Origin of the sequence: Larkinella terrae (assembly GCF_009668025.1) — a bacterium.
Classification (GTDB): Bacteria; Bacteroidota; Bacteroidia; order Cytophagales; family Spirosomataceae; genus Larkinella; species Larkinella terrae.
The window spans coordinates 329,547-349,526 of the sequence record NZ_WJXZ01000007.1; the positions used below are offsets into that span (position 1 = coordinate 329,547).

Below are 19,980 nucleotides of genomic sequence, written 5' to 3' on the forward strand. Positions count from 1 at the left end.
GATTGGCGTAAGAATGCCGATCCCTCGTTAACCTGCTAGGATGGCCCGTCGCTGGCGTTCCGAAAGCCGGTCGCGGAGGCTGCGGGCAAGCTTGAATTCCGTTTCAAAGAGATGAATCAACAACGCGCGTCGGGTGTTGATTCGGGCCAATGCGGCTTCGACTTGTTGCAGGGCGGGCAACAGTTGCCATTTCTGCACGCGCATCGCGTCTATGCTGATTGTTAACTGATTAACTTCATTTCCCCAGGTTTGTGTTTTCGTTTCGCGCTCTTTTTTCAGTTTTTTCCCCTGATTCCAATACCGAAAATCGTTCTGTAACGCCATTACCAAACCGGAAATTCTTTTTCCGGAAGCAACAAATAGAACGAAAATGAACCCGGAAAGGGCAATCGATTGTAACGCCGACTGGTTTTGAATTGCCTGGATGAAAACAAAAAATGAAGTGGCAAAGGGCAAGGCGGTTTCGGTCAACAACCGATGAAACGAAAGGCTGGAGTTGGTTTCAGTCTTCGTCGCGGGTCGGTAATATTGACCGGAAAAACTGGCCAGAAGGATTCCGAGGGCAATCAGTTGACTTTCCCGAAAATGCGGCTGGACTGTTTCGTCCAATAAATAATAGGTCCCAATCATAAGTCCAGCTGATGCGGCCAGACCCACCGTGGTTTTCAGAAACTGGGGTTCGCCGTCGGGCCTGGCAGCTTCCAGTTCATCGGTTTTCCGTTGCAGTTCCGCCATCCGGTTTGACTGCTGTTCGATGAATAGATTCAGTTCACCGATTTTTTCGCCGTGGTTTTCGAGTTCCCGCTGCAGAAGCGCGGCTTGTTGCTGAAAATACAGATTAATCAGGGCGGTTTTTTCTTCCAGACGGGCATCGGACAGGCCGAGGACAGCCGCTTCGTCGCGGAGCAAATCCTCATCTTCCAGCCAATTCGGGAGCGGTTCTGGAAGATAAGCGGGGGAATCCGGTAAAGAAGTCTTGTTGTTTAGCTGCTCTGCGAACGCCATATCGGACCGGTCACGACCTTGATCAGGTGTTGAATAAAAACCGGTCGAACCGGCGTTATATTGTGCAACAAACGGTTTTTCTGAATGGTTCGGCGGTTTTTTGTTTAACGAACCGGGGGCGTATCGGCCAACCGCGGGTTAACGAGTCGGAACAGGAGCAGGGAAGTCACCCCTAATCCGGCAAAAATCAGACTCAGCCACAGGTTGTAGTAAACAATGGCAACGAGGCAGACGCTGGACAAAATCAGCGCGATGGCGGGTACGTACGGATAGAAGGGCGCGATAAAGGGTCGTTCGAGGTTTGGCTCTTTCCGGCGTAACTGAAACAGACACACCATGCTGCTGATGTACATGACGACCGCACCAAGCGCCGATAGAATAATGATGTCGCCGGTTGTGCCGGACAGTAAGGCAATGATCCCGATGATACCACCACCGATGAGCGCCCAGTGCGGGGTTTGAAAACGGCGGTTGACGGTGGACAGAAAACCGGGCAGATAACCGCTACGGGCGAGCGCAAAAATTTGCCGCGAATACCCGATGGTGTTGCAGTGAAACGACGCGATCAGGCCGAACAGGCCCAGGCTGGCGAACACTTTTGACCACGGACTGTTACGGCCCAGCACCATCGCCAGCGTTTCGGGAAGAGGATAATCAATTTTGCTCAACAACCGCCAGTCACCCGCGCCCGCCGTGAGCAGCATCGTGCCGAGCGCCAACGCAACCAGCGTTCCGATGCTCAATAAATACCCACGCGGAATGGTTTTCTTGGGATTTTTAACTTCTTCGGCCACCATCGCAACGCCTTCGATGGCCAGGTAAAACCAGACGGCGAATGGCAACGCGGCAAATACCCCACCGGCGTTGAACGATTCGTTGTGAGCGACCAGGTTTTTGGTTTCGTAGGCTGGTGCCACCAACGCCATGAAAACCAGCAATTCGACCACGGCCAAAACCGTTACGATCATAGAAAAGTTAGCCGACTCCTTGATTCCCAGAATGTTGATGGCAATGAAAACAGCGTAGGTGGTGATTGCTACGCCCAAAACCGGCAGTGCTGGATTGAGAAAATTGGCGTAAGCTCCGAGTGCAGCCGCAATGGCAGGCGGAGACATCAGAAAATCAACGAGCGTGGCAAAACCGGCAATGAAGGCTGCCGTTGAGCCGAAAGCGCGTTTGGCATAGGTAAACGGCCCGCCCGCATCCGGAATCGAGGTGGTCAGTTCGGTGTAACTGAAAATAAAAGCGAGATACATGATCGTCACCAGCAGGGTTGCCACCAGAAAACCGATGGTTCCGGCAACGGCCCAGCCGTAGTTCCAGCCGAAATATTCGCCCGAAATCACCATGCCCACGGCGATGGACCACAGCTGTGCCGTTGTAATCACTTTCCGCAACCCGGGCTGGTCTGCCGACTCACCCGATTGGGTGGGCGCAGCGCCTGTAGAGGATTCGACCATGTGAGAAGTAAAAAAAGAAATGGGGAAAATGCAAAACCGTATTCCCCTACGTTGAAATTCAGGATAGGTATCTAAATAAAAGTCATTTTTGGGTTTATTCCAAAAATACTTTCTTCAAAACGGCCCAGAGTTTTCGTTTCAGCTTCGCGTCGGCTTCGATGGCCGAAAGTGGGTCGGCGAGCAGGAATGTGATGCCAAAAATCCGGATGGGATCGTAACGATCCATCTGGAGGTTGAGGTGAATGGTTTTGAAGGGAACGCCGAACGAAATAAAATGGTGGAGAACCTTGTTTTCCAAAACCGCGTGGAAATCGACCAGACCTGAACCGGCCAGATTCAGTATATCGATTTCGTTCAGGTTCAGGTGAATGGCTTTCAGGATGTTTTCGAGGAAAATCAATTCGCCGGGCGTCAGTTCTTCATCGATCAGGATCAGCACTTTAGGTTTTTCGGCCATTGGAGCTGGTTCAGGTAACGCATTGACTGGCGTCGGAACCAGCGGAGCGGTTGGCTCGACGACAGCCGCAACGGGCGGTGTCGGTTCGGCTACGGCGATCGGCTGAATCGTTTCCGGTTCTGGCAGTTCAACGGAAACGACCGGAGCGGGTGTGGATTCAGGTTCAGGTAACGCTTGTTCAACAATGGGTTCGGGCTCCACGGGCGTCGGTTCCAAAACCGGTTGTTTTTTCAAAACCGGTTCGGGTTCAACGGCCTGATAGAGCGTATCCTGTCCGAAAAGATATTGATAAGCGTTTTTTTTCATCAGACTTACAATTTGTACCACTGAATGGCCAGTAGCGGTTTTCGCCGACCATCGAACGTTTTTTGCTCCGGTCCGTAATGTTTTACGAGATAATCGAGGATAACCGGCTCGCTTTCACCCAGATCCCAGAGTTTTTGTGTGCGCTGCATCCAGCGGATTTTCTCCTTCCAGCCATCCCGCGTAAACCGGTTTTGCAGGATCAGTTTGCTCGAATGACAGGCCGTACACTGGGCAACCACGAGCGTCAGGTGTTCATCCGCCACCAGACCGGTATTCGGATCGCGTTTCACCGAATCGGTCATCACCACGGTCTTTTCCGTTGTCCGGGAAATCGCCGGGCTTAACGCGGACAAGGCCAGCCAACCGGCCAATAAAACTGACAGCCCCAGACTTATATTCACAAGCTTCATACGTGCTGAAGAAAATTAATGATAAATGTAAGGGATTGGCTAAAATTCAGCTTTTTTCTTGTCAGCTTTGCCCCCAACCCCCTGAAGGGGGCTTTAATCGGTGTGCCAAAGCCCCCTTCAGGGGGTTGGGGGCAAAGCGACTAAGAAAAATTTTAAAATTTAGACAATCTTTAAAATGTTGAATGTAAAATGTAAAAGTGATCGCTCCTTAACAACTTTAACATTTTACATTCATCATTCTTTTACCCTTTCATGCTTCCAATCAGCAACAACGCCCAGCCTGCCAGCATGAGCAAACCGCCAATGGGCGCAACGGCCCCGAATTTGGTGATTCCGGTAAAGCAGATGGCATAAAGCGACCCACTAAAAATAACGACGCCGAACAGGTAAGCGTAACCGGCCCACGAATAATATTTGGCTGAAGCCGCCGACGTGGCCGGTAACTGCAACAAAATTCCGATAGCCACGAGGGCCAGGGCATGATAAAACTGGTATTTGACGGCGGTTTCGAAGGTTTCGGTTCGCTTCGACAATTCGAGCATGGCCCGGAAAGCGTGGGCACCAAAGGCTCCAATTGAAACGCCCAAAAAGCCCAGAATGGCACCGGATTGTAAAAAGAATTTATGCATGATTGCGGTTTGATCAGTTTCGAGTTCCAAATATCGCACTTCCAACCCGGACCATCGTACTGCCTTCTTCAATTGCGATCAAATAATCACCGCTCATGCCCATCGAAAGCTCCCGGAACTGGACGTTCGGTCTTTGAAAACCGCTCAGCCGGTCGAAAAGCTGCTTGAGGCTGCGAAATTCCTGACGGATCTGGGTTTCGTCGTCGGTGTTGCTTGCCATGCCCATCAATCCCACAATTCGGATATTGTGCAGCTGCGCCAGTTCAGGATCTTTCAATACTGCCTCCGCTTCCGGTTCGTCGAAGCCAAATTTCGTTTCTTCCCGGGCAATGTGAATCTGGAGCAGGCAGTCGATGACGCGCTGGTGTTTGGTCGCCTGTTTATTAATCTCCTGAAGCACTTTCAGGCTGTCGACCGAGTGAATCAGGCTCACGAACGAAGCCATGTACTTCACCTTGTTGGTTTGCAAATGACCGATCAGGTGCCATTCGATGTCGGCTGGCAGCAAAGGCTGTTTGTCGACCATTTCCTGGACTTTATTTTCGCCAAAAAACCGGCAGCCCGCGTCGTAGGCCTCCCGGAGCAATTCGACCGGTTTGGTTTTGGTCACGGCAATCAACCGGGTTTTTTCGGGTAGCTGGCTTTCGATCTGGCGGATGTTCGCGGCAATTGTCATTGTCTGATTACTCAATTTTGGTGCAAAGATAGCGGATGCAACCGGATTCTCCCCGAAGCTGATTCGCGTAGTACGGCTGGAAAATAATGCCGCAATTCATTGAAAAAAGGGTAGGAAACCCTTACTTTACGCCAACTAACACGAATCAAATCAAGTATTAACATCCATGGAGTCGTATAACCAGGACCGACGCAACAATCGTAAAAACTACCTATTAGTGGCATTGGGGATTCTGGCTGCACTGAATTTGTTACTGCTCTATTTTTATTACCAGGAGCGGCAAACCAATAAGGCTCAGCAAACTACCTTAACTGACAAAACCCAGGAAATGCTGGTCACCAAAACCCGGCTCGATTCCATTTCAACGCAACTGGACGCTAAAATTTCCGAAATCCAGTCGCTGGGTGGCCGCGTCGATTCCCTCCTGAAAGTGAAAGAGCAACTCGAAGCCGACAAACGAAACCTGCGGAATGTGGCGGCTTTTGACATCAAAAAATACGATGCAAAAATCAAGGGATACCTCTCCATTCTGGACGAAAAAGACAAGGAAATTGGTCGCTTAAAAGAGGAAAACAGCATTCTTACATCACAAAATCAAACGCTGACGGAAGAAAATACCAGCCTGAAAAATGAACGGCAGGCATTGAATGACACGGTGAACACCATTTCGGAGAAAAACCGGGAACTGGCCGAAAAGGTCACGCTGGCGTCGGCCCTGAAAGCTGAAAATCTGGTTGTTAACGCCATCAACCGGCGCGGGAAAGAGAGCGACGGGGGTGAATACCGGGCCCGGCGGATCGACAAGGTAAAGATCGCATTCCGGCTGTCAACGAATCCGCTGGCGCAACTGAACGAAAAAGAAATTTTCCTCCGGATTCTGGACCCCAGCGGATCGGTGATTTCGGATATGGCCACGGGTTCGGGCCAATTTATTTTTAATGGTCAGGAAATGGTTTACACTGCGAAACAGACCATCACCTACGACAATTCGGGGCAGCAGGTTGCATTTGTGTATGGCCGGGGCAACATTCCGTTCAAGGAAGGAACGCACCAGATCGAATTGTACTCGGAAGGCTTCAAAATTGGTCAGGGCGAGTTCACGGTGAAGTAAGCAGTTCATTGGGCGAAAGCCGGATCGGAGAGAGAACGGGCGGGTTATAAAAAAAACCGGTCTGACCTTTCTCCTTTCCGGCTTTCTTCTTACCTTTGCGTCCTCATTTTGAAATCATTATCCATTTAACACAATTGTCATGCAGTTCACAAAGAACTATGAGACGGTGTTCATTTTAACTCCCGTTTTATCTGAAGCTCAGATAAAGGACACTGTCGACAAGTTCCGCAAAGTATTGACCGATAACGGCGCGGAAATTGTAAACGAAGAGAGTATGGGTCTGCGCAAACTCGCGTACCCGATTCAGCACAAAAACACAGGTTACTATTTCCTGGTCGAGTTTACATCGGAAACGAAAGTTCCGGAAGCACTGGATGTTGAGTTCCGTCGCGATGAGCGCGTTATTCGCTACCTGACGACTGTTCTGGACAAGCACGCCGTTGCTTACAACGAACGTCGGCGGAAAGGACAACTGGGAAAAAGCAAACAACAAACTGAAAAAGCTGGAGAGGAGAAATAACCATGAGCCTGCAGAACGAACCCGTTAGCAAAAACGAAAACCGCAAGAAATATTGCCGTTTCAAGAAATCCGGTATCAAATACATTGATTACAAGGATCCTAACTTCCTATTGAAGCTGTTGAACGAGCAGGGCAAAATCCTGCCGCGCCGGATCACCGGAACGAGTCTGAAATTCCAGCGCAAAGTGGGCCAGGCCGTTAAACGCGCCCGTCACCTCGCTTTATTACCATACGTAGGCGATTCTCTGAAATAAGTTTACGGTTTACGGTTTACAGTTTATGGTTTTCGGTTCCTCTGCTCATTTTGAAACCGAAAACCGTATACCGAAAACCGTATGCCATGAACTGAAAACTCATTCATATCATGCAAATCATACTGAAAACCGACATCGCCGGACTGGGTTTTAAGAACGACACCGTTGACGTAAAACCCGGCTATGGCCGTAACTACCTGATTCCGCAAGGCTTTGCTGTCATGGCAACGGAATCAAATAAAAAAGTGGTTGCCGAAAACATTCGGCAGGCTGCACACAAAGCCGAGAAAACCAAAAACGACGCTCTGGCCCTGGCCGAAGCCATCAGCCAGCAACCCATAACGATTCTGGCCAAAGCCGGTGAAAGCGGAAAAATCTTCGGTCGGGTGACCAACACCCAGGTGGCCGATGCCCTGAAAGAAAAAGGATTCGACATCGATCGGAAGAAAATCACCATCGACGACGCCAAAGTTCTGGGCTCTTACAACGCCGTGATTAACCTGCACAAAGACGTGAAACAGACCATCAAGTTTGACGTCGTAGCAGCTGAATAATTCGTTGATTGATAGCGAGTTAGTCTATAAAATAATTTAGGGCGGTTCGGACTTTTTCGAACCGCTTTTTTGTTATCAATACATGGACTTTCGTACTGAACTATCACCGGAAAAACTTCCGGCTTTGATCCGGCCCGACTCCCGGATCGTGACCATCGGCTCGTGCTTTGCCGAGGTGTTGGGACGCCAGTTGATCGATAATAAAGTCGATGTGTTGAGCAATCCGTTCGGCACCCTGTTCAATCCGGTATCCATCGCCAAACTTCTGCAGGCGGCCGTTGAGGGCACCGACCCGGACCCGGATCTGTACGTTGAACGCGATGGGTTGTGGTTTCATTACGATTTTCATTCCTCGCTCTGGGACCGCAGCCGCGACGAACTGCACCTCCGCCTGACCGAAAGCCTGCGCCAAACCGGTGCGGCCCTGCGGAACGCCGACTGGCTGGTGCTGACGCTGGGGACGGTGATGGTCTATCGCCATCTCGAAACCGGGAAGGTAGTGGCCAATTGCCAGAAAATGCCCGGTTTTCTGTTTGAAAAATACCTGTACACCTGCGAGCACACGCAGGTGGTTCTGACCGATCTCGTCAAAAAACTGAAGCGCTCCAATCCGAAGCTGCAGATTCTGCTGACCGTCAGTCCAGTGCGTCATACCCGGGATTCGCTGCCGCTGAATCAGGTGAGCAAATCGATTTTACGGACGGTGAGCCACGAGTTGACGGCTTGGCACGAGCAGGTGCATTATTTCCCGGCCTACGAACTGATGATGGATGATTTGCGCGATTACCGGTTTTACGAAGCCGACCTGATCCATCCCAATGCCGTTGCCGAAACCTATATTTTTGAAAAGTTTGCCGAAAGCGCTTTTGATGACGAACTTCGCACGTTCCTGACGGAATGGCAAAACCTCCGGAAGGCGCTGGCGCATCGGCCTTTTCACGAAGGAACGGAGTCGTACCGGCGGTTTCTGGAAAATTTGCTGAAACAACTGGATGCGGTTTCGAAGAAAGTCGATGTGAGCCCGGAAAAGATGGAAGTCGAGCGACGGCTGCGGACTTTTAAAACGATTGATCCCGGCGCGAACCAGGCCGCTTAATTCGCTGTTCATCCAACAGAACGCTACGTATGTCAACTTATAAGCTTACCAAAGAATCGGTGTTAAATGCCCTCGGGCACGTCGAAGAACCAGACTTGAAGCGCGATTTGGTCACGCTCAACATGGTGAAAGACATTGAATTAGGAATTGATCAGGTGCGGTTTACCGTGGTGTTGACTACACCGGCCTGCCCGTTAAAAGAACTGATTCGAAAACGCTGTGTCGATGCCATTCACACCCACATCGGCCCGGATATTGAAGTAATTGTGAACCTGACGGCGGATGTCAGCTCGACCCGATTCAATACACCGGTTTTACCGGGCGTGAAAAACATCATCGCTATTTCTTCGGGAAAAGGCGGAGTTGGTAAATCGACCGTGACAGCCAATCTGGCGGTAGCGCTGCATAAATCCGGTGCGAAAGTCGGGATCATCGACGCCGATATTTTCGGGCCCTCAATTCCGGTGATGTTTGGTGCCGAAGAACTGCAACCCGCTGTTGGACAGGTGAATGGCAAAAATATGCTACAGCCGATCCAGCAATTCGGTATCAAACTGATGTCGATCGGTTTTCTGACGCCGAGAGACAACGCAGTGGTTTGGCGCGGTCCGATGGCAAGCCAGGCGCTGCGGCAGTTTTTTGGTGATACGAACTGGGGTGAACTGGATTACCTCCTGATCGATTTGCCGCCGGGTACGAGCGATATTCACCTGACGCTGGTACAAACCGTTCCGGTTACGGGCGCGGTGATTGTAACAACTCCGCAAAAGGTAGCTCTGGCCGACGCCACCAAAGGCCTCGCGATGTTTCGGCAGCCGCAAATAAACGTACCGGTTTTGGGCGTAATTGAGAATATGGCGTATTTTACACCCGCCGAATTACCGGATTCAAAATATTATATTTTCGGAAAAGGGGGTGGTCAGTTGCTGGCCGACAAGTTTGATGTTCCGGTCTTGGGGCAGATTCCGCTCGTGCAGAGTATTCGGGAAGCGGGCGACGAAGGAAAACCGGTAGTGACCGAAAATGATCCGGTGACCTCGGGCGCATTTCGCTCGGCGGCTGAAGCGCTGGCCCAACAGATTTCGGTTCGGAACGCAACACTTGACAAAACCCGGCCGGTCGAAATTGTTCGGCAATGAGCCAATTCGATTGGATTTAAGAGAGAAAAAACGTATTTTTACCATTAGTCACTTGACCACCTTTGTATAACGTTCGAATGGAAACTGTACTGGATAACGAAATATTAGTCGATCGCATCGAAAAGGCACTCAATAGCATTCGCCCTTATCTGGAAGCAGACGGTGGTAATGTCAAAGTGCTGGAAGTAACCAGCGATAAAGTGGTTCGGCTGGAACTGGTTGGTGCGTGCGGCTCCTGCCCCATGTCAACGATGACGTTCAAAGCCGGCCTGGAGGAAGCCATCCTGAAAGCCGTGCCGGAAGTTTCGCGGGTTGAAGCCATCAATCTGACCCCGGCTTTTTAATCATAATCAGAATCGTTCGGGTTCAAGTTTTAAAGACTTTTGGCCGCTTTCCATCGGATAAGCGGCTTTTTTGTTATTTTGCGACAATACCCACGGACTTTAGTTCGTGTATTTGTCTAAATAGAATAGACAACATTAACGCTAACTTTAGTCAATTACATCTTTATACGCTCACTGACTAAAGTCCGTGGGTAGTAGATACGTCCCATGAAAATAGGAATCTTCTTCGGTGGCCCGTCGCGTGAACGGGAAGTCTCTTTTGCGGGCGGTCGTACAGCCCTGACCCATATCGACAAAGCGTTGTTTGAGCCTGTGATGGTGTTTGTGGATGGGTTGGGCAATTTTATTCTGATTCGGGAAGAATTCCTCCATAAAAGCTCCATTCGGGCTTTTTATCCCCGGCAAACCGACGGCCGGTTCAGCGTTTATATCGAATCGTTAGCGGAATTATCTGCTGAAGAGCAGGAAACGCAAATCAACGCGATTGGCCAGCGCATTCAGCCGCAGGAGTTTAGCCAGTATTTTGACCTCGTTTTTCTGGCCATGCACGGCCCCGATTGTGAAGACGGCGGTATTCAGGGCTTGCTGGAATGGTACAAAATACCGTATACCGGACCGGGTTTGCTGGGATCAGCGGTAGGCATCAATAAAATTCTGCAAAACGAGCTGATTGCACTCGTCAACCGGCAGGAAAAAAAGATGTCGGTGCTGAGTCGTACGGCCTGGGATGGAGCGGATAAGGCCGGACTGTTTGAGTCGCTGCAAAACCGCCTGGGGCTGCCCATCGTCGTGAAAGCTCCGCATCAGGGCTCGTCCATTGGCGTGGTGATTGTTCGGGAAAACGATCTGAACAAATTTATCCGGGCCGTCGATCAGTGTTTTTTCCGCCAGGAAATCGACCTGAAAGCGTGGAAAGGACTTTCAGAAGAAGAAAAGCTCATATTTGTGCAGGACATCACCGAGCTGGATTCCGGCATTGCCTATCCGGTGGTGATTGAAGAAACCGGTGAGACCGTTTACCACCCGAGCCAACTGCTTGAAAAAACGGAATCCTGGGCGGCAGCGGGCAATGAGTCGCTGGTGATTGCGTCGAATAATGCCGAAGATGACGTGTTGTTTGAAGAATTCATCAGCGGGCAGGAGTTTTCGTGCGGGGTGATTCAGGATGATGAGGGAACCGCCGTTGCCTTGCCACCGACCGAGATTTACAACGTTACGAGTTTCGATTTTAAATCCAAATACCAGTCCAATACCACCAAAAAGCGGATTCCGGTGGAAACCAGTCTGGAGCATAACCGCGAAATTCAGTTGAGTGTCGCCGAGGTATTTACCCGTTTAGGGATGAACGTCTGCGCCCGAATCGACGGTTTTTTAACTCCGGATCAGGATGACAAACCGGGCCGGGTGCTGCTTCATGATCCGAACACGATTCCCGGCATGTCGCCAACCTCGCTCATTTTCAAGCAGATGGCCGAAATTGGCCTGAACGTCACGCAGGCCATCACGTATTTTATCCGTCAGTCGCTGCGCGAACGCATCCGTTCCGGTAAGGACATTATTCGGCTGCGTCAGCAACTGGCCGATCTGGATATTCGGATGGCCGACCGGAAAAATCTGCACGTACCGATTGAAGAATTTGTCGTGGATACTACCGCCGAGTCCATTGATGCAACCTGGCTGGAAGCAAAAGCCTGGTACGGTCTGCAGGCGGCTCAGGGGCAGGTAAAACCGGTTGTGGTGCTAAAAACCGCTCAGGAGCGGCACGAATTGCCCGTTAATTTGTTGTTTAAAGACGCGGTTTCTGACGTGCTCGAAGCGCTTGGCAAACCGGTTCATCCGTTAATTCTGGAAACGCGGGAGCGGGCCCGGACGATTACGGAACGATATTCTTAAAAACAACTGAATTATGGATTTGCAATTGAGCGGAAAAACCGCCCTGGTAACCGGTTCGACGGCCGGGATTGGTTTAGCTGTGGCCAAAACACTGGCGCAGGAAGGAGCCGAAGTGATTCTGAACGGACGGAATCCGGAAAAAGTAGCGGCACTGGTCGACAAACTGTCGGGCGAACTGCCTGGCGCCAAGTTTCGGGGCATTGCGGCCGATTTCAGCAAAGCGGATGATGTCAATAAACTGTTGGCGGAGCTGCCGGAGGTCGATATACTGATCAACAACGTCGGTATTTTCGAACCCAAAAACTTTGCGGACATTCCGGATGAAGACTGGATGCGGTTTTTCGAGGTGAATGTCCTGAGTGGCGTCCGGCTTTCCCGTCACTATTTTCCCCAGATGCTGGCGAAAAACTGGGGCCGCATCATCTTCGTTTCCAGCGAATCGGCCCTTCAGATTCCGACCGAAATGATACATTACGGAACCACTAAAACCGCCCAGCTGGCCGTTTCGCGAGGATTGGCTGAGCTGACCAAGGGCACCAATGTAACCGTCAATTCGGTTTTGCCGGGTCCCACTTTTTCCGAAGGTGTCGGTGATTTTATCGGCAATATGGCAACGATGAATCAGGTTTCGGTGGAAGAAATGGAGAAGGACTTTTTCAAGAATGCCCGCCCGACGTCCATTATTCAGCGGTTTGCGACCACGCAGGAAATTGCCAATATGGTAGCTTACCTGGTTAGTCCGCTCGCTTCGGCGACCAACGGTGCCGCTATTCGGGTCGACGGCGGGGTGACGAAGACGATTGCGTAATACCGAAGATTTATTTTTCCTGAAATATTTTGTTAAAGGCGGTTTCGATAAGAAACCGTTCCGGGTGATCCTTCCGAAAGAGGGCAGAGGCATATACTCTGCTCTCCCGGTCATTGTAGTTAATTTTGCAGTAAGCGTTGCCGAACTCGTCAAACCATCGATTGAACAAATTATATCTGGTTTTTTCGTGATCGTTTTCCAGACTACAGATGTAAATGATTACGGCCAGAGGTAAATTTTCAAAAAAAGGCCGATCGTTTCGATAACGGTTTGCTTCATCCGCAGATCACGGCCTTTGTATTCTCCGGAAATCTGTTCGAGAATAAAACTGTAAACGTCATTCGCGAAAGGAAGATCACCAACATAGTCCGCATCCTGAACGAAGGCTATTTTATAAGTGGCGCCGTGATCGGTTGTGAAGGAAAAACTGTCGCTATCCCTTTTCAGTGGGTAAGAAGTCCGGCGTGAAGAACTTGATTCCGGCAGGTTTTTTGGATTCATCGCCACTCTTGAGATATTCTCTGGTTTTTTCCTTGTCTTCAGCCATCTTTTTAAGGACGCTTTTAGACCTTTTTGTTAAAGTTGCCATCTCTCAGTGGTAAAACGTGATTGTAAAGAATCCGGAATTACTTCAGTAATAATAGCTGGATTCGTGCTATTATCCAAACGTAACTAAACGGCTCAAAGTTGCTTTACGCTCTTTCCTCCCAAACCTGACATAGATTCACGATCACTTCAACGGCTTTTTCCATATCCTGCACCGACACCCATTCCAGCCGGGAGTGGAACGCGTGTTCGCCCGCGAAAAGGTTGGGGCAGGGGAGACCCATGAACGACAGCCGAGAGCCGTCGGTGCCGCCCCGGATGCTCCGGCGCTCGGGCGACAATTCGCTCCGGTGGATGGCTTCCAGCGCGTTTTCGACCACCTGCGGGTGATGATCCAGCACTTCCTTCATGTTGCGGTATTGCTCCCGAACCTCAAATGTGGCGCTGGAATTCGGATAGGAGGTCAAAACCGTATTCAGCAATTGCTGGAGATATTGCTCTTTTTCGTGTAAACCGGTTACGCTAAAATCGCGGATGATAAACTCCGCAACCGCCTGATCCTGATTGCCTTCCAGATGGCCCGGATGAATAAACCCTTCGTGACCTTCCGTGGTTTCGGGCGAAAGGTTGTCTTTGGGCAACGCGGCCAGCAAATCGGCGGCAATTTTCAGGGCATTTTCCAGCTTCCCTTTCGCAAAACCGGGATGGGTGCTTACTCCCCGGATCACGATCTTAACCGCGTCGGCCGAAAACGTTTCGTCTTCCAGCGTTCCGCGCATTTCCCCGTCGATGGTATAGCCAAAATCGGCACCGAGTTTTTCCATGTTCACTTTCTCGGTTCCGCGCCCCACTTCCTCATCCGGCGTAAATAAAATCCGGATCGTGCCGTGTTTGATAACTGAATTTGTCACCATGAATTCCGCTGCGGCCATGATTTCGGCTACACCGGCTTTGTTATCGGCACCGAGCAGCGTTGTGCCACTGGCGGTAATGATGTCGTTGCCGATCTGATCGTTCAAATCGGGGTGGTCGGCCAGGCGAATGATCTGGGTCGGGTCGTCGGGTAAAACAATGTCCGTGCCGTCCCAGCCGTGGTGGGTAAGCGGTTTTACGCCTTCACCGGTTACGTCGGGCGAGGTGTCCATGTGCGCGCAAAGGCACAAAACCGGCACATCTGTTTTATCGGTATTGGACGGAATCGTAGCGTAGATGTAACCATATTCATCCATTTCGGCGTCCGTGATCCCGATTTCGTGAAGCTCTTCCACCAATACCCGCCCCAGATCCTTCTGTTTTTCGGTGGACGGGTTGGTGGTTGATCGCGGATCAGACTGCGTGTCGATCTGGACGTAACGTAAAAACCGCTGGGTAACGGAGGTATTTTCCAACATGGCTACTGTCAATAAGGGCGCTAAAATAAATTAAGCCTCCACCGCCGTTTTAAATTCGGAGGTAAAGTGGAACTTGATTTCGGGATTGTTTTGCATGTTCATCCGCAGAATCCAGTCCGACTCAGCCAGAAAAACCGGGTTGCTGTCTTTGTCGTAGGCAATCGCCAGCCCTTTCAGCCGGATAAATTCGTCGAGTTTCTTTTTGTCATCCGACGTCAGCCAGCAGGCTTTGGAAACGGGCATGGTAGTCCAGCGGCATTTCGCGCCGTATTCGTGTTCGAGCCGGTATTGAATCACGTCAAACTGAAGTTCCCCGACGGTGCCGACGATTTTCCGGTTTCCGCTGGTCATCGTAAAGAGCTGAGCCACCCCCTCATCCGTCAATTGCTGAATCCCTTTTTCCAGTTGCTTGGATTTCATCGGGTCCGAATTGATCAATTCTTTAAAGATTTCGGGCGAAAAACTCGGAATGCCGACGTACCGCATCTCTTCACCTTCGGTTAGCGTATCGCCAATTTTGAACGAACCGGTATCGTATAAACCAACTACATCGCCCGGAAAGCCCTCATCCACAATGCTTTTGCTGTCGGCCATGAAACTGAACGGGCTCGAAAACCGCACGTCCTTGTCCAGCCGGGTGTGGTGGTAAAACTTGCCACGCTCGAAAACGCCCGAGCAAATGCGCAGAAACGCAATCCGGTCACGGTGACGTGGGTCGAGGTTGGCGTGAATTTTAAAGACAAAACCGCTAAACTTTGGCTCGTCCGGAAAAACAACGCGCTTGTCGGTGGCGCGGGCAATCGGTTCGGGCGAAATGTTGCAGAACGTATCCAGCAACTCCTTGACGCCGAAGTTGTTAACCGCCGATCCGAAGAAAACCGGTGCCACTTTGCCTTCCAGATACGTTTTCCGGTCGAACGGATCATAAACGCCTTCGATCAGTTCCGAATCCTCGCGGAGTTGCTCGGCGTCCCGTTCGCCCACTTTCTGTTCCAGAACCGGCGAATCGATGTCGATTTCCAGAATATCTTCTTCCACTTTCGTTTTGTTGACGCGGAAAAAATTCATCGTTTTATCGTACAGGCTGTAAACCCCTTTGAAATCCGATCCCATGTTGACCGGCCAGGTCAGCGGACGAACGCGGATGTTCAGTTTCGCTTCCAGTTCGTCCAGCAAATCGAAGGGGTTCTGGCCTTCGCGGTCGAGTTTATTGATGAAAATGATCACCGGCGTGTCGCGCATCCGGCACACTTCCATCAACCGCTCGGTTTGCTCTTCCACGCCCTTTACGCAGTCGATGACGAGAATAACGCTATCGACCGCCGTCAGCGTCCGGTAGGTGTCTTCGGCGAAATCCTTGTGGCCCGGCGTGTCGAGAATGTTAATTTTCAGGTCTCGGTATTCGAACGTCATCACCGAAGTGGCCACGGAAATACCGCGCTGCTTTTCGATTTCCATGAAGTCCGAGGTGGCCGACTTCTTGATTTTGTTTGACTTAACGGCCCCGGCGGTCTGGATGGCTCCTCCGAAAAGCAGCAGTTTTTCGGTCAAGGTCGTTTTTCCGGCATCCGGGTGACTGATGATGGCAAAAGTTCGGCGACGGCTGATTTCTTCGATCGTACTCATTATAAATAGTCTGCTACTGCAGACGGATTTTGCAAATCGGTTTCTGTGAAAACACAAAGATACGAAATTTTTAGGGGCGGGCTGAGCAACATTCCGTCGTCCGGGCGAGTTGACTAATTGTCTTTTCGGCAGAATGATTAGTTTTGAAAAAAAACGGTCTACTTAACCTAACACATGAAGAAAACGTTATATCTTGTCCGTCACGCCAAAGCGGAAGACCGGGCGAGTTTTCAGCGCGACCATGACCGCGATCTGGTTCCGGAAGGCATCATGGCAGCCGCGCGGGTGGGACATCACCTGGCCGAACTGGGTGTAAAGCCCGATTGCCTGATCAGCAGCACGGCCAACCGGGCTAAAGACACCGGAAAAGTGATGGCGGAACAACTGCGGGTCGATCCGGAAACGCTGGTACTTGAACCGAAGTTATTCGATGGCGGCCCCAAAGCCTACATTGCCGCAATCAACGGCTTGGATAAAAACTGCAAGTCAGTGATGCTGTTCGGACACAATCCTGACATTTCCTATTTCGCCGAGTATCTGACCCACGCCGATGTCGGTTCGATGAGCAAGGGAGCAGTCGCCGTCATTGAGTTCGAAGACCTGAACTGGGCGGAGATTTCGGGTCGGACGGGGCATTTGGTGGACCTCATTTCGCCCAAAAAATTGAAAGAATCATGAATAAAAACCGGCGCATCCTGTTTACGGCAGCCCTAATTTTTACCCTTATTGTTGTTTTTGTCGCCGTCGATATGGGGCGTCGCACAACGGCACCCTGGAACAAAAAGCGCCAGCTTGAGCGGGCGTTACCTGCTGAGCCGGATGGTACAGCCATCGACACTTCAGCGCTGGACGTTGCCGACACGCTATTTGTTAAAGATAGTACCAGTCGGTAAGGTCCGTCCAGTGCCCTTTTTACTCAACGTATGCAATCGTTCACTTCATTTTTCAAACGTAAGATTCTCCGAATCGATCGTGACCGGTGGAATTACCAGTACGACAAAGGTTTGTGGGACGGCCTGAAAGGTCTCGATGAACTGGCTCGTTTCAGCGTCATCGTCGGTTACATCAAACACCTCAAACCGGGCCAGCCCGAAATTCTGGAGATTGGGTGTGGCGAAGGATTCCTCCAGCAGCGGCTGCAATCCCAGAACTACGGGCGTTTTGTCGGGCTGGATATTTCGGATAGCGCAATTGAAACCGCCCGGGTGCTGGCCGACGAAAAATGCACTTATCTGGTGGCCGATATGGATAAACACCAGCCGACCGTCCAGTTCGATATGATCATTTTCAATGAGTCGGTCTATTACAGCAAACATCCGGTCAAAACACTCCAGCGGTTTGCTACTTATCTCAAAGCCAACGGGTTCCTAATTGTAACGATTAATGACCACAAACACAGCGATGAGCTTTGGCAAAGCATCAAAACCGCTTTTGACCTTTTCGATGAAGCAACCGCAATAACTTCAAAATCCACCTGCATTTGTAATGTCCTTCTTCCGAAAGGGGCAGCTTGAAAATTGACCATTGACTATTGACGATGGACCACCGACTACTGGAGGCAGAGAATTCCCGAAAACATTCTTTTGTCAATGGTCAACGGTCCATCGTCAATGGTCAATCGTCAACGGTCAATCGTCAATCCCTCCCATTTTGGCACATCATTTGATTGGTTTTTGTGCAAGCAAAAATATTGTTTATGGATACTATTTTAGGAATTGGATCACGGGTGCGACACGCCGAATTTGGTCTGGGTGTTATAATTAATGTAAAATCGAACGGCTATGTTGTGACTTTTGCCGAATCTGGCGTCAAAATAATAAAGCTGGCCACACCACTTGAAATTATCGAACTGGTGGAACCGGACCACGACCTGGTCAGCCTGTTCGACGTGGAGCAATCCTTATCCAGAATCCTGCAAAAATGGGCGGATGTCTCAGAACTGGTGCCACTGGGGGATAAATGGAAGGGCGGCAAATTGATTTTAAAACCGGGTCGGGCAGATCTGGCATCTAAAGAAATACCGATTGATGCCTTTTTTCATAAAATAGTTATGATGCGTGATCGGCTGCGGGTGCTGGAACAACGGGTCAATGCCAGTTCGATCGACGACGAAGAGAAGGTGAATATTCAGCAATACATAACCCGTATTTACGGCAGCATGACCTCATTTAATCTATTATTCAAACAACCTGAACATCATTTTTCCGGCGAAAAAACCGTCGGAGAACCTTCGTGAGTATTAAAAGTAAAATGTGATTTGGGTTAGGGTTAACCGACGAGATTAGTACCCGCTATTGTTGATGGCGGGTACTTTTGTTTCCGGCCGATCGGGGATGGAAATCCGTAATGATCTGTTTCAGGTAGTCGCGGTCGAGGTGGGTGTAGATTTCCGTCGTCGTGATCGATTCGTGCCCGAGCATTTGCTGAACCGCCCGCAAATCCGCCCCGCCTTCAATCAGGTGCGTCGCAAAGGAATGCCGGAACGTGTGCGGACTGATTTCCTTCTGAATACCGGCTTCGAGGGCCAGTTTTTTGATGGTTTTAAAAACCGAAACCCGCGAAAGAGGCCCACCGCGCAGGTTTAAAAAAACCGTATCCTCCGCGCCCTTCTGGATTTCCAGCTGATTCCGAACATGGTCGACATACAGGGTCGTGTGTTTAATCGCGTCCTTGCCGATGGGCACCAGGCGCATTTTGTTCCCTTTCCCGGAAATCCGAATAAAACCGACTTCAAAATAACAGCTCGTCAACCGGAGATCAAGCAATTCGGAAACCCGTAACCCCGAACTGTACAGCACTTCGAGCATGGCGCGGTCGCGGGTGCCGCCGGGCGTTGAGAGGTCGACGGCACTCAGAATGGCTTCAATTTCGGGAAAACTGAGCGTATCGGGCAGCTTCCGGCTCAGTTTCGGTCCATCGATCAATTGGGTCGGATCAGTTTGAATTTCGTTTTCCAGCAGCAGAAACTTGTAGAATGCTTTCAGACCGGAGAGAATCCGGGCCTGCGAATGCGCCGACAAACCGAGGTCGTTCAGATAAGCCAGAAAATCGAAGATCAAGCTTTCCGAAACCAGCGTTGGCGAAACTGGTTCGCCCGCCAGCTCCAGAAACTCGTGTAACTTGCTGATGTCGTGTAAATAAGCTTCAACGGAATTTTCGGCCAGCGAACGTTCCAGTTTCAGGTAGTTTTTAAACGCGTTAATGTAACTTTGCCACACAGTGTAAATCCCGGGTTATCCGTTGCGAATTACGGTTTTATTCGGGGATACACAATCATTCAACGGAAACAAAAACCGCCCCTGACCAATACATCCATGAAACAAATTCTCATTCTGAACGGCCCGAATCTGAACCTGCTTGGCAAGCGCGAACCGGAAATTTATGGCAGCCGGACGTTTGTCGATTACCTGGAAACCATCGAACAGGCGTTCCCGGACGTTCAAATCCGGTATTTTCAGTCCAACTACGAGGGCGAAATGATCGATAAGATTCACGAACTTGGGTTTACGATCGACGGAATTGTCATCAATGCCGGTGCCTACACGCATACGTCGATTGCCCTGGCCGACGCGCTATCGGCAGTTCCGGCACCGGCCGTCGAGGTGCATATTTCCAACGTTCACGCCCGCGAATCCTACCGTCACCACAGCTATCTGTCGGCAAAGTGCAAAGGTGTCATCGTTGGGTTGGGGTTGCTGGGCTATAACCTGGCCGTGCAGTATCTGTTGAGTTTAGAGCGTAAATCATAGCGAAAC

The 19,980-nt window shown here is 50.5% G+C and carries 24 protein-coding genes; 14 read left to right on the forward strand and 10 right to left on the reverse strand.

The annotated features are described in order from the left end of the window. Positions 1 to 27: 27 nt before the first annotated feature. From GJJ30_RS14210 to GJJ30_RS14235, 6 genes are all read right to left on the reverse strand, one after another. Positions 28 to 1,005, reverse strand: a complete 978-nt coding sequence (locus GJJ30_RS14210; protein ID WP_154175822.1) for a hypothetical protein — start codon at positions 1,003 to 1,005, stop codon at positions 28 to 30. A gap of 104 nt (positions 1,006 to 1,109) precedes the next feature. Next, a complete protein-coding gene (eat, locus tag GJJ30_RS14215; protein ID WP_154175823.1) occupies positions 1,110 to 2,465 on the reverse strand; it encodes an ethanolamine permease in 1,356 nt (451 codons plus the stop codon). 94 nt (positions 2,466 to 2,559) lie between these two features. Further along, positions 2,560 to 3,228: a hypothetical protein gene (locus tag GJJ30_RS14220; protein WP_154175824.1), complete on the reverse strand. Its 669-nt coding sequence runs from the start codon at positions 3,226 to 3,228 to the stop codon at positions 2,560 to 2,562. A gap of 5 nt (positions 3,229 to 3,233) precedes the next feature. After that, complete coding sequence (locus tag GJJ30_RS14225) at positions 3,234 to 3,638, reverse strand: hypothetical protein (RefSeq protein WP_154175825.1); 405 nt, start codon at positions 3,636 to 3,638, stop codon at positions 3,234 to 3,236. A 242-nt stretch (positions 3,639 to 3,880) separates the two neighbouring features. Further along, on the reverse strand, positions 3,881 to 4,267 hold the full coding sequence (locus GJJ30_RS14230; RefSeq protein ID WP_154175826.1) for a DUF423 domain-containing protein: 387 nt from the start codon (positions 4,265 to 4,267) through the stop codon (positions 3,881 to 3,883). 13 nt (positions 4,268 to 4,280) lie between these two features. After that, positions 4,281 to 4,943 carry a YggS family pyridoxal phosphate-dependent enzyme gene (locus tag GJJ30_RS14235; RefSeq protein WP_154175827.1) on the reverse strand — a complete coding sequence of 221 codons (663 nt, stop codon included), beginning with the start codon at positions 4,941 to 4,943 and terminating at the stop codon, positions 4,281 to 4,283. Positions 4,944 to 5,109: 166 nt separating this feature from the next. Between GJJ30_RS14235 and GJJ30_RS14240 the strand changes: the two genes are divergently transcribed. The 9 genes from GJJ30_RS14240 to GJJ30_RS14280 all read left to right on the forward strand — a co-directional run bounded on the left by GJJ30_RS14240 (position 5,110) and on the right by GJJ30_RS14280 (position 12,662). Continuing rightward, positions 5,110 to 6,054, forward strand: a complete 945-nt coding sequence (locus GJJ30_RS14240) for a DUF8428 domain-containing protein (RefSeq protein ID WP_154175828.1) — start codon at positions 5,110 to 5,112, stop codon at positions 6,052 to 6,054. Positions 6,055 to 6,193: 139 nt separating this feature from the next. Continuing rightward, complete coding sequence (gene rpsF, locus GJJ30_RS14245) at positions 6,194 to 6,574, forward strand: 30S ribosomal protein S6 (protein ID WP_154175829.1); 381 nt, start codon at positions 6,194 to 6,196, stop codon at positions 6,572 to 6,574. 2 nt (positions 6,575 to 6,576) lie between these two features. Continuing rightward, entirely contained in the window at positions 6,577 to 6,828 is a 252-nt protein-coding gene (gene rpsR / locus GJJ30_RS14250) for a 30S ribosomal protein S18 (RefSeq protein ID WP_111629733.1), read from the forward strand. A 110-nt stretch (positions 6,829 to 6,938) separates the two neighbouring features. Further along, positions 6,939 to 7,382 carry a 50S ribosomal protein L9 gene (gene rplI / locus GJJ30_RS14255; protein ID WP_154175830.1) on the forward strand — a complete coding sequence of 148 codons (444 nt, stop codon included), beginning with the start codon at positions 6,939 to 6,941 and terminating at the stop codon, positions 7,380 to 7,382. Between the two features lie 82 nt (positions 7,383 to 7,464). Beyond that, positions 7,465 to 8,478 carry a GSCFA domain-containing protein gene (locus GJJ30_RS14260; protein ID WP_154175831.1) on the forward strand — a complete coding sequence of 338 codons (1,014 nt, stop codon included), beginning with the start codon at positions 7,465 to 7,467 and terminating at the stop codon, positions 8,476 to 8,478. Between the two features lie 29 nt (positions 8,479 to 8,507). After that, positions 8,508 to 9,617 carry an Mrp/NBP35 family ATP-binding protein gene (locus GJJ30_RS14265; protein ID WP_154175832.1) on the forward strand — a complete coding sequence of 370 codons (1,110 nt, stop codon included), beginning with the start codon at positions 8,508 to 8,510 and terminating at the stop codon, positions 9,615 to 9,617. Positions 9,618 to 9,694: 77 nt separating this feature from the next. Continuing rightward, positions 9,695 to 9,961, forward strand: a complete 267-nt coding sequence (locus tag GJJ30_RS14270) for a NifU family protein (RefSeq protein WP_124907623.1) — start codon at positions 9,695 to 9,697, stop codon at positions 9,959 to 9,961. A gap of 207 nt (positions 9,962 to 10,168) precedes the next feature. Beyond that, entirely contained in the window at positions 10,169 to 11,854 is a 1,686-nt protein-coding gene (locus GJJ30_RS14275) for a D-alanine--D-alanine ligase family protein (RefSeq protein WP_154175833.1), read from the forward strand. 13 nt (positions 11,855 to 11,867) lie between these two features. Next, positions 11,868 to 12,662, forward strand: coding sequence for an SDR family NAD(P)-dependent oxidoreductase (locus GJJ30_RS14280; RefSeq protein ID WP_154175834.1), 795 nt, complete (start codon positions 11,868 to 11,870; stop codon positions 12,660 to 12,662). A gap of 219 nt (positions 12,663 to 12,881) precedes the next feature. On the opposite strand, the gene GJJ30_RS14285 is transcribed toward GJJ30_RS14280, so the two are convergent. The 3 genes from GJJ30_RS14285 to GJJ30_RS14295 form a co-directional block, all read right to left on the reverse strand. Beyond that, positions 12,882 to 13,163 carry a hypothetical protein gene (locus GJJ30_RS14285; RefSeq protein ID WP_154175835.1) on the reverse strand — a complete coding sequence of 94 codons (282 nt, stop codon included), beginning with the start codon at positions 13,161 to 13,163 and terminating at the stop codon, positions 12,882 to 12,884. A 191-nt stretch (positions 13,164 to 13,354) separates the two neighbouring features. Then, complete coding sequence (gene pepT / locus GJJ30_RS14290; protein WP_154175836.1) at positions 13,355 to 14,599, reverse strand: peptidase T; 1,245 nt, start codon at positions 14,597 to 14,599, stop codon at positions 13,355 to 13,357. Positions 14,600 to 14,629: 30 nt separating this feature from the next. Continuing rightward, positions 14,630 to 16,225: a peptide chain release factor 3 gene (locus tag GJJ30_RS14295; RefSeq protein WP_154175837.1), complete on the reverse strand. Its 1,596-nt coding sequence runs from the start codon at positions 16,223 to 16,225 to the stop codon at positions 14,630 to 14,632. Positions 16,226 to 16,399: 174 nt separating this feature from the next. Between GJJ30_RS14295 and GJJ30_RS14300 the strand changes: the two genes are divergently transcribed. The 4 genes from GJJ30_RS14300 (at position 16,400) to GJJ30_RS14315 (ending at position 18,461) form a co-directional block, all read left to right on the forward strand. After that, positions 16,400 to 16,903 (forward strand): SixA phosphatase family protein, encoded by a 504-nt coding sequence (locus GJJ30_RS14300; protein WP_154175838.1) that lies wholly within the window; start codon positions 16,400 to 16,402, stop codon positions 16,901 to 16,903. Continuing rightward, positions 16,900 to 17,118 carry a hypothetical protein gene (locus GJJ30_RS14305; RefSeq protein WP_154175839.1) on the forward strand — a complete coding sequence of 73 codons (219 nt, stop codon included), beginning with the start codon at positions 16,900 to 16,902 and terminating at the stop codon, positions 17,116 to 17,118. The genes GJJ30_RS14300 and GJJ30_RS14305 overlap by 4 nt, the downstream gene beginning before the upstream one ends. Before the next feature lie 30 nt (positions 17,119 to 17,148). Next, positions 17,149 to 17,739: a class I SAM-dependent methyltransferase gene (locus tag GJJ30_RS14310; protein ID WP_154175840.1), complete on the forward strand. Its 591-nt coding sequence runs from the start codon at positions 17,149 to 17,151 to the stop codon at positions 17,737 to 17,739. A gap of 182 nt (positions 17,740 to 17,921) precedes the next feature. Beyond that, complete coding sequence (locus GJJ30_RS14315) at positions 17,922 to 18,461, forward strand: DUF8685 domain-containing protein (RefSeq protein WP_154175894.1); 540 nt, start codon at positions 17,922 to 17,924, stop codon at positions 18,459 to 18,461. Between the two features lie 55 nt (positions 18,462 to 18,516). On the opposite strand, the gene xerD is transcribed toward GJJ30_RS14315, so the two are convergent. After that, positions 18,517 to 19,443 carry a site-specific tyrosine recombinase XerD gene (xerD, locus tag GJJ30_RS14320; RefSeq protein ID WP_310588269.1) on the reverse strand — a complete coding sequence of 309 codons (927 nt, stop codon included), beginning with the start codon at positions 19,441 to 19,443 and terminating at the stop codon, positions 18,517 to 18,519. Positions 19,444 to 19,539: 96 nt separating this feature from the next. On the opposite strand from xerD, the gene aroQ reads away from it, so the two are divergent. Next, positions 19,540 to 19,974: a type II 3-dehydroquinate dehydratase gene (aroQ, locus tag GJJ30_RS14325; RefSeq protein WP_154175841.1), complete on the forward strand. Its 435-nt coding sequence runs from the start codon at positions 19,540 to 19,542 to the stop codon at positions 19,972 to 19,974. Positions 19,975 to 19,980 lie beyond the last annotated feature (6 nt).